The sequence below is a fragment of the Spirulina sp. 06S082 genome (genome assembly GCF_034932145.1).
In the GTDB taxonomy this organism is placed as follows: domain Bacteria; phylum Cyanobacteriota; class Cyanobacteriia; order Cyanobacteriales; family Spirulinaceae; genus CCY15215.
On record NZ_JAYGHV010000284.1, the window covers coordinates 14,684 to 28,009 of the forward strand.

General features: G+C 45.8%; 11 protein-coding genes and 1 pseudogene. 7 read left to right on the plus strand and 5 right to left on the minus strand.

Annotation, left to right across the window (positions count from 1 at the left end; all coding sequences use genetic code 11):
* The first annotated feature begins 5 nt into the window (after positions 1 to 5).
* Complete coding sequence (locus VB714_RS17370) at positions 6 to 545, plus strand: hypothetical protein (RefSeq protein WP_323225905.1); 540 nt, start codon at positions 6 to 8, stop codon at positions 543 to 545.
* Here VB714_RS17370 and VB714_RS17375 read toward each other — a convergent pair.
* The 4 genes from VB714_RS17375 to VB714_RS17390 form a co-directional block, all read right to left on the minus strand.
* Positions 537 to 1,499 carry a succinylglutamate desuccinylase/aspartoacylase family protein gene (locus VB714_RS17375; protein ID WP_323225906.1) on the minus strand — a complete coding sequence of 321 codons (963 nt, stop codon included), beginning with the start codon at positions 1,497 to 1,499 and terminating at the stop codon, positions 537 to 539. The two genes, VB714_RS17370 and VB714_RS17375, sit on opposite strands and share 9 nt — an antisense overlap.
* Before the next feature lie 21 nt (positions 1,500 to 1,520).
* Positions 1,521 to 2,426, minus strand: a complete 906-nt coding sequence (gene rimK, locus VB714_RS17380; protein ID WP_323225907.1) for a 30S ribosomal protein S6--L-glutamate ligase — start codon at positions 2,424 to 2,426, stop codon at positions 1,521 to 1,523.
* Positions 2,427 to 2,441: 15 nt separating this feature from the next.
* Positions 2,442 to 2,903 carry an ATP-dependent zinc protease gene (locus VB714_RS17385; protein ID WP_323225908.1) on the minus strand — a complete coding sequence of 154 codons (462 nt, stop codon included), beginning with the start codon at positions 2,901 to 2,903 and terminating at the stop codon, positions 2,442 to 2,444.
* A 61-nt stretch (positions 2,904 to 2,964) separates the two neighbouring features.
* The gene (locus tag VB714_RS17390) at positions 2,965 to 4,389 is read right to left on the minus strand and encodes a trypsin-like peptidase domain-containing protein (RefSeq protein ID WP_323225909.1); all 1,425 of its coding nucleotides are present in this window, start codon (positions 4,387 to 4,389) and stop codon (positions 2,965 to 2,967) included.
* A 213-nt stretch (positions 4,390 to 4,602) separates the two neighbouring features.
* Here VB714_RS17390 and VB714_RS17395 point away from each other — a divergent pair.
* A pseudogene (locus tag VB714_RS17395) lies at positions 4,603 to 5,607 on the plus strand (GTP-binding protein); the annotation flags it as partial.
* Here the strand turns inward: VB714_RS17395 and hmpF are convergent.
* A complete protein-coding gene (hmpF, locus tag VB714_RS17400; RefSeq protein ID WP_323225910.1) occupies positions 5,563 to 7,266 on the minus strand; it encodes a pilus motility taxis protein HmpF in 1,704 nt (567 codons plus the stop codon). The pseudogene VB714_RS17395 and the gene hmpF overlap by 45 nt on opposite strands.
* 331 nt (positions 7,267 to 7,597) lie before the next feature.
* On the opposite strand from hmpF, the gene VB714_RS17405 reads away from it, so the two are divergent.
* The 5 genes from VB714_RS17405 (at position 7,598) to VB714_RS17425 (ending at position 13,300) form a co-directional block, all read left to right on the plus strand.
* On the plus strand, positions 7,598 to 8,851 hold the full coding sequence (locus tag VB714_RS17405) for a response regulator (protein ID WP_323225911.1): 1,254 nt from the start codon (positions 7,598 to 7,600) through the stop codon (positions 8,849 to 8,851).
* 119 nt (positions 8,852 to 8,970) lie between these two features.
* Positions 8,971 to 9,342 carry a response regulator transcription factor gene (locus VB714_RS17410; RefSeq protein WP_323225912.1) on the plus strand — a complete coding sequence of 124 codons (372 nt, stop codon included), beginning with the start codon at positions 8,971 to 8,973 and terminating at the stop codon, positions 9,340 to 9,342.
* 89 nt (positions 9,343 to 9,431) lie between these two features.
* The gene (locus VB714_RS17415) at positions 9,432 to 9,968 is read left to right on the plus strand and encodes a chemotaxis protein CheW (RefSeq protein WP_323225913.1); all 537 of its coding nucleotides are present in this window, start codon (positions 9,432 to 9,434) and stop codon (positions 9,966 to 9,968) included.
* A gap of 120 nt (positions 9,969 to 10,088) precedes the next feature.
* Complete coding sequence (locus tag VB714_RS17420; RefSeq protein ID WP_323225915.1) at positions 10,089 to 13,031, plus strand: methyl-accepting chemotaxis protein; 2,943 nt, start codon at positions 10,089 to 10,091, stop codon at positions 13,029 to 13,031.
* A 44-nt stretch (positions 13,032 to 13,075) separates the two neighbouring features.
* Positions 13,076 to 13,300 (plus strand): hypothetical protein, encoded by a 225-nt coding sequence (locus VB714_RS17425; protein ID WP_323225916.1) that lies wholly within the window; start codon positions 13,076 to 13,078, stop codon positions 13,298 to 13,300.
* The last annotated feature ends 26 nt before the right edge of the window (positions 13,301 to 13,326 follow it).

Here is a 13,326-nt window from a genome sequence, read left to right on the forward strand (position 1 = left end):
TAGCTATGCCACGTAGTTTAAGAGTCGATCCGCAATATAGAGAAGATGTTAAAATGTCCTTGATTCGTAGCGGTTATACGACTCAGAGGCAATTAGCTGAGGATATAGAGTTGGCTTTGTCTACAGTTAATAAGTTTTTTAACTGTAAACCCATCTACAATCTTAACTTTATCGAAATCTGTAATCGTTTAGATTTAAACTGGGACGAAATAATAGATGCTCAGAGCCAGAATCTATCAGTAGATAATATGGAAATATCATCTAAACTCAAACCGATTGCTAAAGATAAAGCGAGGATCCGTTTTACAATAGAAGCAACAATAGAAGATTTAGATAAGCCTCTTTTGGATGAATTGATTAAACTGATCCAAGAACGTTCATTAGATGCGTCTTTTACTTTGAAAAGAATTGAGGAAGGAAGTTTGATGTTTACATTTGAAGGTTCACAAGAAGGAAGTAAACGCTTACAAGAATTATTTCAAAACGATCAACTTAAAGAATTATTGGGACTTGAGATTTCTACTGTAGATTCGTATCTAAGATAGTACCGCAATATGAACGATCGCGTCTCCTTGATTGATTAAAGGATTTTGCGTATGACCAATTACTAAGCCTGTTATATTTGCACGAACTGAAACTGTTGTTTCTCCAAACGCATCAAAGATTTTACCAATAATTTGACGCTTTTTAACGCGATCGCCTAACGTAATAGATAAGCGTAAAATCCCGCTACGAGAAGCACGAACCCATTTAGACGAATCTACTTCGATAGATTCCGCTACGGGATCGATTGTAATTGCACTTAACATTTCTAACGCGGTCATGGCTCGAAAAACACCTTCAACCCCAATACGAATTACTTCCGTATCGAAACGTAATGCTTCTCCCCCTTCGTAAAGTAGTACAGGGATTCCCTTTTTCCCCGCAGCCTCTCGCAGGGACCCATCTCGCGTATTGGAGTGTAGCATCGCTGGGGCTCCAAAAGCCCGCGCAAAACGAGCAGTTTCTTCATGCTTTAAGTTAGCACGAATTTGCGGCAAGTTCGTGCGGCTGTCGGAAGCCGTATGCAGGTCAATTCCGTGGGTACTGCGACTGACAATTTCCTCCATGAATAAATGTGCCAAACGAGAAGCCAAAGACCCTTTCGGGGAACCTGGAAAACAGCGATTCAAATCTCGGCGATCGGGAAGATAGCGAGACTGTTGCAAAAAACCAAAAATATTCACAATTGGAACAGCAATTAATGTCCCTCTTAAATTCCCAGCACTTAATTGCTGCACAACTTGGCGAATAATCTCCACTCCATTCAATTCATCTCCGTGAATGGCTGCACTTAACCACAAAGTTGGACCTTCTTCCCGACCGTGAATGACGGTAATGGGTAGAGAAAGTAATGTTTGGGTGGGAAGTCGCGCTACAGGAAGTTCCACGCGCTGACGTTTTTTAGGGGCAAATACGAAGGCATTACGATGGGAGGTATCCAACGATTTAACACTCACAATAGTTAATGAATAGGTCAATTAATAGGGGATACGATCGCGAGTTGCACCTGCAGCGCCATTCTTGGCTATAAAGTCAATGATTTTCCCAGCGACATCAATACCCGTGGCCTTTTCAATACCTTCTAAACCTGGAGAAGAATTCACTTCCATGACGACGGGTCCGTGATGCGATCGCAATAGATCGACCCCCGCAACCCTTAACCCCATTGCTTTAGCCGATCGCACAGCCGTACTGCGTTCTTCTGGAGTCAATTTAATCGCTTCAGCGTTACCTCCTCGGTGTAAATTGGAGCGAAATTCTCCTTCTGCACCCTGTCGTTTCATCGAAGCAATCACTTTGTTTCCCACCACTAAACAGCGCAAATCGGCACCTTTTGCTTCTTTAATGAACTCTTGAACTAAAATGTTAACATCCAAGCCGCGAAAGGCTTCGATGACAGATTTTGCGGCTTGTTGAGTTTCCGCCAAAACAACACCGATCCCTTGAGTTCCTTCTAATAGTTTAATCACCAAGGGCGCACCGCCGACAGTTTCAATCAACCCGTCAATATCTTGGGTGGCGTGGGCAAACCCCGTTACGGGTAAACCGATCCCATCTCGCGCTAAAATCTGCAAACAGCGTAACTTGTCCCGCGATCGCGAAATCGCTTGAGATTCATTGGCGCTAAATACTCCCATAACCTCAAATTGACGCACTACCGCCGTCCCATAAAATGTTCTTGATGCACCAATGCGAGGAATTACCGCATCAAACTCTTCTAAAGTCGTACCGTTATAAACCACTGTGGGTTTATGAGAAGCAATATTCATATAACAGCGCAGATAGTTCACTACCCGCATATCATGCCCCCGATCTTCCCCTGCTTCTTTCAAGCGCCTGGTAGAATATAGTTTGGCATCTTGAGATAAAATTGCAATTTTCATTGAGTTGTTTTTGTACTATTCTTCGTTAAAATCTGTTTGGTTTTGTTGTTGGGGATTTTGAATGTAAGAGTTACCCGCATCCACAAGAAAACGCTGTCTTATTGCTTCTCGTCCCAAGAGCATTCTAAACCCCATTTCGTCCCGATTGGTTAAAGTTAGCTCGATCGCCCATCGTTGCCCGCCCAATTCTACTACAGTTTGAATGACCGGGCGTAACTGAGACGCACCGCTAGAACTGCGGACGCTGCGGCGATCGAGTAAAATCGCTTCGGCAACGATAACGCGATCGCTGTCTCTTTGGTAAGGATGAACGCTAAAACGAACCATAGTTTGGCCATCTCGTTCAAATTCGGCGATCGCAAAAGCGTGCAAGGCAGACGATCGCGCCCCTGTATCAATTTTGGCTTTAATTTCGGGAATATTTAACTCAGGTAAAGCAATGTATTCTCGCCAGCCGATCGGCGAAAGTTCGGTCATACAAATTATGAATTATCACTCCTTTTTAAGTATACATTATCGGTAACTGATAACTAAAAAATCATTGTCCTCTTATGGTTAATTGATAGCGTCCTCGTCCTTCTTGCGAGTAAGAATTGACAATAACCCGATAGATTTCATCTCGAGGTAAACGCACTTCAATTTGAGAGTTTGTATTTCCCTCAGTAAAATCGTCATTTTCTCCTAATTTTTCGCCATTCGCATCCACCAAAATCAAATAAGTATCAAAATCCGGGCTTTCTAATCGCAAACTGACCGATTGTCCGGCTAATCCCCGAAATCGATGTTCTTGGTATAAACTACCATCATTCAAACGTCGCGCATTAGCACCGAGAATACCCTGTTGCTGGAGGACGAATTCAGCGCGACGAGTTGCACTTGAACCATTCAATACTCGCGCTTGTAGATTGTAATTACCCACTTCGCCGCTTTGGTAAGAATTTGCCACTAAAAAATACTTGCCGTCAAGGGGTAAAGTTGCTAAAATTTTCGCATTGCGTCCTCCCCCACTATCATCATCTCGAGCCACGTGAGAGCCGTCAGGAGCGACTAAAATCAGAAAAGGATCGAGATTGTTACTGCTCATTTGAATCTCGATTTGCATCCCCGATCGCGCTTCAAAGGTATAGGCATCAAAAAAACTGCGATCGGCTGACATCATATTATCCCCCCGATCCAAACTACCCTGAATAATTTCGCCATTGAGATTGAGATTTTGAGTGGTGAGGGAGCGATCGCGGCTAGGATTGGGATCTCGGGCAGTACGAGGGGCGCGACCCTCATTGACGGCGGTTAAAAAAGGTTGTATCTGTTCGATGGGAATTGCAAAACCGATGCCAATATTGCCCGCATTACCGCGACTGTAAATCGCCGTATTCACCCCAATTAGTTCCCCCCGCGAGTTCAACAAAGGACCCCCAGAATTACCGGGATTAATGGCTGCATCGGTTTGAATTAAGCCCTTTTCGGGATCGATGCGGCTGACAATTCCTGTCGTATAGGTTCCTTGAAAACCAAAAGGACTGCCGATCGCAAAGGCTTGCTGTCCAACCCGCACCGATCCCGAGGAAGCAAAAGGAATGGTCGGTAAATTGTTGGCACCGCGAATTTGCACCACGGCCAAATCTAAACCCGACTGGTCAAAACCAATCACCTCCCCCTCTAATTCGCGCCCGTCGGACAAAATCACTTTAACCACAGACATCTCTCGCACCACATGGGCATTGGTCAGGATCAAGCCATCCGATCGCACGATACTCCCGCTTCCGGTGGCACCGTCTCCCTCGAGGGAAACCACCGCCGGACTTGCCTTTTCATAAACGCCAATGCTCGTATTTTCATCAAAAATTTGCGCTTGTGCGGGTTGCAGAGATAGGGGGAAACCAAGACCCATCGCATTGATTCCCAGAACGGCGATCGCACTTAAACATCCTGCCCTGATAAGGCTTTGATTATTTTTGCTCATCTGTCAATTAATCATCTTGTCCTTTTCTACATATTTTAGATTCTGGCAGAGCGTTCCTGAAACTCTTTCAATATTACTCTCTCCATTTCCAGATGGGATATCCCATGCCCATACCCAAAATCTTATGAACTTTTGTTACAAAAAGACTTATAATTATAGCGTAAAGGAAATTCTCGAATTTTCCTTACTATTTTCTAGTCCAGAAACACTATCATGTCTCTTCCCATTCGCAACCTCGCTATCATTGCCCACGTCGATCATGGTAAAACTACCCTAGTCGATGCCATGCTCAAACAATCTGGAATCTTTCGCGAAGGGGAAGAGATTCCGGACTGCGTGATGGACTCTAATACTCTAGAACGAGAACGGGGAATTACTATCCTCTCCAAAAATACCGCCGTTTACTATCAAGAAACTCTGATTAATATTGTCGATACTCCAGGTCACGCGGACTTTGGGGGGGAAGTCGAACGAGTTTTAGGTATGGTAGACGGTTGTATCCTCATTGTCGATGCCAATGAGGGTCCTATGCCCCAAACCCGTTTCGTGTTGAAAAAAGCCCTAGAAAAGGGTTTGCGTCCTATTGTCGTGGTCAATAAAATCGATCGCGAGAATGTGGACCCCGATGTGGCGATCGATAAGGTCTTCGATCTCTTTGTGGAGTTGGGGGCAGATGACGATCAATGCGACTTTACCACCCTCTACGCTTCCGGTTTGCAGGGATTTGCGAAAGAAAAGGTCAATGATGAGGGAGTCGATATGAAGCCCCTCTTTGAAGCCATTCTGCACCATGTTCCCCCTCCAGCCGGCGATCCAGAAAAGCCTTTACAATTGCAAGTTACGACTCTCGATTATTCGGAATATTTGGGACGGATTGTAATCGGTCGGATTCACAACGGTACGATTTATGCAGGACAGCAAGCCGCCCTCACTAAAGATGACGGCAAGATTGTGAAAGGAAAAGTTGCTAAATTAATGGGCTTTAAAGGCTTGGCGCGGGTAGAATTAAAAGAAGCCAGTGCGGGTAATATCGTTGCCGTGTCTGGGTTTGCCGATGCCAATATTGGCGAGACAATTACTTGTCCCGATGAACCCAAAGCGCTACCTTTAATTAAGGTAGACGAGCCTACTCTGCAAATGACTTTCTCGATTAATGATTCGCCTTTTGCCGGATTAGAAGGAACGTACGTTACTTCTAGACAATTGCGCGATCGCCTGTAATTTTTGCTGCATTTCTGCAATCGCCTCTCTCATTGGGGGAAGAATCTCCTCATAAAGATTAACCCGTCCCCAAAGTAGAGACGTGCTAGACTGTCCTTCTTTAAGACTTTTTTCTAAGTCTTTTAACGCATTATGTTGGTGTTCGCACTCATCCCCGCGATCTTGCAGAGTTGCTTCCGCTTCCTCAATCTCAGCCTTAATTTCTGCCAACTCCTCTTCCCGTTTTTGCCATTCCGCTTCAATAGTTTGGCGTTGAGCCTCTAAATTCGCTAAAACAGGACTTAAATCAAGGCGATCGCCCTCAGCACCCTCTTCAGCAATTCCCTGTCGGCGACGCAAAACACTTAAATTCTGACTTAAAATTGAGCGTTTTTCAACCAAAGTTCGTCGCTGACCCACGAGAGTTTCATCGAGGAGTTTTTTCTGTTCTCGCTCATCCTCTAACTCTTGTTCGAGATCGGAACTCTCATAAACATTAGCACTTTTGAGTTTCTCCTCTAACTCTTCCACTGCCTCTTGCTGTAGACTTAATTCCTCTTCCTGATCGGCGACAAACCGTTCTAATTTATCTAGTTCTTTCTGTAGCCCTGCAACGATCCCTTGTAACTGTTCCAAGGGCATCGCTTCAAGAGCAGCCACATCTACCGATGACTCGCTTTGTTCATCTGTATTACCCGTCGCCAAACCTGCTAGAGATTGGTAAATCTTCTCTTGATTTTCCCCCTCTTGCTTGAGCAGTGCGATAGACACCTCCGCCAACTCCAAACGATGCTGGCGAGTCTGTAGCTCTTGTCTGGACTGCTCTACAGCTACCTTTGTGCTTTGATATTGCTGTTCTAATTCCTCTAATTCTCGAATCTGGCGATCGATTTTAGCTTGTTGGCTTTGAGCCTGCGATCGCGTTTCTTCAAATTGTTGTGCTTGTTCATCCGTATTAACCTGCTGTTGTTCCAGGATGGCGATCGCCTCTTGGAGAGAATTTTGAAAATCTCCCGTCGGCAAAACATTAGTCGCCAGATAATCCAACAATTCTTGAATGCGTTGAGCCTGTTCTGGGGCAATCCCCACACCACTACCCCCAGAGGGGGACTCTTCCTTACTTTCCTCTAAACGACGTTGTTCCCCTCGTAAATGCGCCCAAGCCTGTTCTAATTCTTGGGTTTTGCGCTCGAATTCCTCGCGAATGCGATCGGCTTCTGCCTTAGCCTGGGCTAAATCCTCACTTTGTCCCCCCCCTTGGTCTCGAGGTTCTCCCCCTTGGTCTCTTAACTCCTCGAGTTGAGCCAATTCAGCATCTAACTCCATCTCCCGCTTGCTCAATTCTTGAGCTTGGAGAGTTAAAGATTGCTTCCAGCCTTCAATTTCCTCCTGCTGGGTTTTAATCTTTTCCTGGAGTTTGGACAGTCGCTGCAAATCCCGAACAATCGTCGGACCTGCCACCTCCGGGGTGCCTTGAACTTGTCGATTACCCGTTAGATTAACGAGAATTAGAGCGCCCTGCTCAAAACCCTCCGCCTCATCCGCCGGAATAACCTCATCGCCAGGAACAGCATTCCAACTTTGGTCATTGCGCTGACAGGCAAGGAGCTTAAGTTCAGTCGCTGCTTTGGACATGAACCCGCCTTTTTGCTTTTTGACTTCTGCAAGATACAGCATCCCGCGTTACTAAAATAAATTAAGAATAATTGGTATGAGTAGAGAGGGAAATTCCTACCCAGTTGTTTAATTTTACTGTCGTTCGGGTCGTTTTAGACAAGACGAACAGCAATTGCGTAAGTCCTAAAACTTTAACCCTTTACCTATCCTACTTTAGTATCTAGCTTAACCAGTTAAAACCTGAGCCGATTGAGAAAATTATTTCTTGAGAGACTAGGGGTTGAGTCACAGCGTACAATGAATATCTAACTGCTCATCTTAATCTAATTTTCTTATCGAGTGGATCGACGGCCAACTCCATTCCCGCTTTCGAGAGCGGTTTTTGCCTACCATGCAGGGAACTCTCAATGAAATTGATATTCGCAGCATCCTGCAACTGATCGAACTCGGTCAACGCACGGGAGAGCTATTTGTAGAAACCTATAGCAATCCCGTGCGAGAGCATCAAGATGGCTCTTTAACCCCAAGCTCAAAGCGTTATTTCACTCGATCCACTCCTGAAGATACTCCTTCTTGGTTTGTCTTTTTTGCCAATGGGAAAATTGTTTATGCTGCCGATCGCGCCAGCAGTAGTCTTTCTCGCTTGCAAGACTATCTGCGCTACTATCGCGCGGAAGATGCGATCGCCGACCTTAACAGTCCAGCAGGAAAATTAACAACTCCCGAATATGCCTATCTGTGGCAATTAATGGAAAATCGGATTATTACCCCAGCCCAAGGGCGCAATATTATCTATCGCACCATCGCAGAAACCCTCTTCGATTTGCTGGGACTGCATCAAGGAGTTTTTAATTTTGAAGTCGGGGTTGCCCTGGCCCCCCAACTCACCACCGTAGAAATTGCCCCTCTCGTCGCCAAAATCGTCAAACAGGTTCAACAATGGAAACAATTCCATCCCCATATTCAAAGCCCCAGTCAATGTCCCCTTCTCAGCGAGAAAATTGCCCTACAAGCCGCACTCCCCCCTAATGCTTACAAAAATTTAGATCGCTGGGCGGATGGAACAACCTCGTTACGCCAGCTTTCTCGCTTCCTCAATCGAGATATTGCCACGATCGCGCGGGCGATTTATCCCTATGTACAAAAAGGCTGGATTCAAATGCTCGAGGGGATTTCCACCCCCGATCGCCCTAAAATCCTGCGAGAATCCCCGCAAAAACTCACATCGATTGTTTGTCTTGATGACGATCTCACCATTGGCAAGAGTGTAGAATTTATGCTGCAATCCCAAGGCTATCGCGTTATCGTTCTCACTGACTCCTTAGAGGCGATCGGGCAGGTGTTTCGCCTCAAACCCGACCTAATTTTGTGCGATATCGCCATGCCAGACCTTGACGGTTATGAAATTTGTGCCATGCTGAGAAGTTCGACTCGCTTTCGTCAAACCCCGATTATTATGCTCACCGGTAAAGATGGTTTTATCGATCGCGTCCGAGCCCGATTGGTGGGGGCAACAGATTATCTCACCAAACCTTTTGGGGCAGGAGAATTATTAATGCTAATTGAAAAATACCTCGGTTGGGATCGCGGCGATCCTAACCCAGACAAGGCAGTGGCAAAAAGCCCAGGAGAAGCCTATCGCTAACCTATCCTTAAAAAATCTCCCTCAGTTTGAGCCTTCGGCGATCGCGAACGGTAAAAACAAGAGATACTTTAAGAGCCAGATGAGGAATTAAGCTAAAGAATAAGTAGAAACGAGGAAATATGAGTAAAGTTTTAGTGGTAGAAGACAGTCCGGCACAACGACAAATGATTTCGGAACTACTCAAAAGTAGCGGCTTAACCGTAGAGGTTGCCGGGAACGGAGTCGAAGCCCTCGCCCAAATTCAGGAAAACCAGTACGAACCCGATATAGTCGTATTGGATATTGTCATGCCTCAAATGAACGGTTACGAACTCTGTCGTCGCCTCAAAGCCGATCCAAAAACCAAAAATGTCCCCGTCGTCATGTGTTCTTCCAAAGGAGAAGAATTCGATCGCTATTGGGGAATGCGACAAGGGGCAGATGCCTACATCGCCAAACCTTTCCAACCCAAAGAACTAATTGGCACCGTCAAACAATTGCTGCGGGGATAGAATAGACGAAGAAACCCTCGGGTTTTCCTCCCTGTATCCCCCGCAATCTGCTCAAACTCTGCCGCGATTGGAAAAGGAAGCCAGAAATTATGGTTGGCAATACAAATTTTTTAGGGAAAAATAGTGAAGATATTTCTCCCGACATCGAAAAACTAGAAACTCCCGAAGGCGAGTTGCACTTGCGGTTTTTTCTCCCGTCTGGGATCGAACTGGCACTTCCCGCAACGGGGATTCGCGAAGTCATGAACCAGCCCCCCGAACGCATTACCCCCATTCCCAATGCTTCCCCTCTGCTTTTGGGAACGTTGAATTTGCGAGGTCAAGTGATTTGGGTGGCGGATTTAGGACAATTCCTCGGGGATCCCGTAGCCCTCAATACCCAGCGTCAAGATATTCCTGTGATTGCCGTAGAAGAACAAGATACTCTTTTAGGCTTGGCGATCGATCGCATTGGTGAAAATGCTATGGATTGGCTTGATAGCGAACAAGTTCAACCCGCCACCAACGTCCCCGATAGTATGGCCTCGTTTGTGATTGGCGAGTGGGTTCTCAACCCCAAAACCAACCAAACTTTGCGACTTCTCGATCAGGGTAAAATACTGCGATCGGCTCGCTGGGCGAGTTAATTAACTATTAAAAATCAACTATCAAAACCCAAACAAGCTCAGTACATCGCTATCAACTATCAACTAACAACTATCAACTATCAACTATCAACTATCAACTCTCATTTACCGATTAACACAATGTCCCAGGAAACTGACTATACACAAAAATATGGAGAAGCCGAACGTGCTTACCTGCAAGGAAATTATGAAAAAGCAGCAGGAATTATCGACAGCCTCTCCCAAAGTTATCGCGAAGATCCCGCCATTCAATTATTGCGCGGGCATATCTATTGCTACGGTCTCCAAGATTATGAAATCGCCCGAGAACAATACGAACGGGTCAAGCGATTAACGGATGATATCGATTTTATTAACTATGCAGATAATGGCATTGAAGATGCTAATGCTGGCTTGAGTGGCAATTATTCCGGTGAAGATATTGCAGAGGATGATTATACGATTGAAAATGCTACGGGAGAGAGTTACGAACAACTGGAAGGGCTTTCAAATTATGATAGTTTGCCCAATTTAGATGATGCTGATGCTTTAACTGATTTTGACTTTGGCAGTAGTAATTTTGAGAGTGGCAATAATGGTTTAGAAAGCAGTGGAGGGGGAGGAACTTATGCTAATCCTTTTGGCGAACCCAATAGCCTATCAGATTCCTATGATGATGACTTTCCCTCGGGAGAAGCCTATCGAGATCCTTTTACCCTCGGAGATGAAAATGCAGCTTGGGAAGCTGAGGAAGATGCCACTGCTTTAATGGATTCAACCTTGAATGGGCAAGATTTTGACAGTGATTTTGCCCCGGACTTAGACGATATTCCTGAAACCGGAGATTCAACGTTTGTGATTCCTACCGGTACGGGCAAAGGGCAAAATCTCTTCGATTCTCAAGACGATTTATTAGACGGAACTAGCGATTTTCAACTGGATGAAGTCGAGGAAAACGAAGATTTTCAACTGGATGAAGATGATTATCAAGAAACGCTCCTGATGAGTTCTGGCGAATTTGACAATTCGTTTGCTCGAGAAAATTTTGCGGATGAACTTCCGCCTGAAGATGTGGAAGACAATGCTTATGATGATGACGATGAAGTGTATGGATTGGATGATGATTTAGAAACAATTTCTTTTACAACGCCGCAAAAGTCTCAAGAGAATTTTGCTTTTGATGATTTTAATAATCCTGATAACGATTATGAGAATGGCAATTATGAAAATGGCAATTATGAGGATGGCAATTATGAGGATGAATCTTTTGCTGAAGATACCAATTTTGGCGATATCGGTGCAGAGGGAATGGATATGCCCGATGAAACTGGAGGATTTTTAGAAGAGTTTGATGTTTTTAACGACGACTTACCGAGTTTTGGGAATGCAGCAGATATTCCGGATTCGGCGATCGGTTTTGATGATTCTGGTTTTGATGATTCCAGTTTTGATGATGACCCCAGCTTGGCTTTTTCGGACAGTAGTGCGGCTTTAGGGGCGGCAACGATGGGGGGAGTTGCCGCCGCCGAAGCTGGAGATACTGGGATTTTTGGTCTTCAATCTCCTGCGGATAAGGTTCCCACGAATTTTACGAAGACCGATCAGCGTGTTGTCGAAACCAATGTCGAAATCGAACAGGGGCGATTTGCTTGGTTTGAAAATTTTCCCTTGATGAAGAAACAATGGTTTATGGCGGTAGCAGCAGGAACGAGTTCTGCGATCGCGGTGGTCTTAATTTCTTTTTTAAGTTTTGTGAATGCTCCGGATGAGGAAAAAGTTGTTAGCGTCCCTTATATGAGGGTTTGGAATGCTTTGATGGGATTGGTAGCCGGGGGGGCAGCAGGGGGAACAATTTGGTTTTTCGGGCGCACGACGGTGGAGCAAATTCAACAATCGACGCAGGATTTACAATCTCGGTTTGATGCGGTTTCTCAGGGAGATTTTAATGCCAAGGCGACGATTTATGCTGAGGATGAGTTTGGGCAATTAGCGGCGGGTTTTAATGAAATGGCGCGGGTGATTCTGACGACGACAAGTGAGGCACAGCGACGGGCGGAAGAAACGGAACAACAAAAGGAAGATTTGCAGCGCCAGGTAATTCGCTTGCTGGATGATGTGGAAGGGGCGGCGCGGGGAGATTTGACGGTACGGGCGGAGGTGACGGCGGATGTTTTGGGGGCGGTGGCGGATGCGTTTAACCTCACGATTCAAAATTTGCGGGAAATTGTACAGCAGGTGAAAACGGCGGCGCGGGAGGTGAACAAAAGTTCGGGGGATAATGAGCAGTTTGCCCGAGGTTTGCAAAGTGACGCATTGCGACAAGCGGAGGAGTTGGCGGTGACGTTGAATTCGGTGCAGATGATGACGGACTCGATTCGCCGGGTTGCGGAAAATGCGCGGGAGGCGGAAGAGGTGGCGCGATCGGCGGCGGCGGTGGCGGTGAAGGGGGGTGATTCGGTGGAACACGCGGTTTCGGGGATTTTGCAGATTCGGGAGACGGTAGCGGAAACGACGCGGAAGGTGAAGCGGTTGGCGGAGTCTTCTCAGGAGATTTCTAAGATTGTGGCGGTGATTTCTCAAATTGCGTCAAGGACGAACTTGTTGGCGTTAAATGCTTCGATTGAGGCGGCGCGGGCGGGGGAAGCGGGACGGGGTTTTGCTATTGTTGCGGATGAGGTACGTCAGTTGGCGGATCGATCTGCAAAAGCGCTGAAAGATATCGAACAAATCGTTTTACAGATCCAAAGTGAGACGAGTTTGGTTATGCAGGCGATGGAGGAGGGGACGCAGCAGGTTATCGACGGGACGAAACGGGCGGAACAGGCGAAGCGATCGCTGGAGGATATCATTCAAGTCTCTAATCGGATTGATGCTTTGGTGCGATCGATTACGGCGGATACGGTGGAACAAACGGAAAGCACTCTGGCAGTAGCGCAGGTTATGCAGTCGGTGGAACTGACGGCGCAAGAAACTTCACAAGAATCGCAAAAGGTGGCTTCTTCTCTACAAAATCTGGTGGGAATTGCGCGGGATTTGTTGGCTTCGGTGGAACGATTCCGGGTTGACGATACGGAGGAGGTTTAAAGTTTTATTAAAGTTTCTTTTGAATTAGTTAGCACTTAGAAAAAATGATAACGCGATCGCGAATTTCTCTTGCTAATAATGCTCTTCATTCAGTTAGTTTGTATGGCATTTCAAGCCCTTTATTTTTTCATTTGCAAAATTGGCGATCTTATGGTACTATCTACATGGTTTGGTTGCAAGGTGTGGCCGTATGCGGGGCGCGATCGCGTTTTTCCCTCTCATTAGGATGTCATAAACATAAACGGGGACATTCTAATTTTTTTGGTTAAAGACTATGGGAATAGATTATACATTT

Bases quoted from the DNA above. Each gene is read 5' to 3' on its own strand.
- VB714_RS17370 (WP_323225905.1), top strand. From the start codon at position 6: ATGCCACGTAGTTTAAGAGTCGATCCGCAATATAGAGAAGATGTTAAA.
- rimK (WP_323225907.1), bottom strand. From the start codon at position 2,426: ATGAAAATTGCAATTTTATCTCAAGATGCCAAACTATATTCTACCAGG.
- VB714_RS17385 (WP_323225908.1), bottom strand. From the start codon at position 2,903: ATGACCGAACTTTCGCCGATCGGCTGGCGAGAATACATTGCTTTACCT.
- VB714_RS17390 (WP_323225909.1), bottom strand. From the start codon at position 4,389: ATGAGCAAAAATAATCAAAGCCTTATCAGGGCAGGATGTTTAAGTGCG.
- hmpF (WP_323225910.1), bottom strand. From the start codon at position 7,266: ATGCTGTATCTTGCAGAAGTCAAAAAGCAAAAAGGCGGGTTCATGTCC.
- VB714_RS17405 (WP_323225911.1), top strand. From the start codon at position 7,598: ATGCAGGGAACTCTCAATGAAATTGATATTCGCAGCATCCTGCAACTG.
- VB714_RS17410 (WP_323225912.1), top strand. From the start codon at position 8,971: ATGAGTAAAGTTTTAGTGGTAGAAGACAGTCCGGCACAACGACAAATG.
- VB714_RS17415 (WP_323225913.1), top strand. From the start codon at position 9,432: ATGGTTGGCAATACAAATTTTTTAGGGAAAAATAGTGAAGATATTTCT.
- VB714_RS17420 (WP_323225915.1), top strand. From the start codon at position 10,089: ATGTCCCAGGAAACTGACTATACACAAAAATATGGAGAAGCCGAACGT.
- VB714_RS17425 (WP_323225916.1), top strand. From the start codon at position 13,076: ATGATAACGCGATCGCGAATTTCTCTTGCTAATAATGCTCTTCATTCA.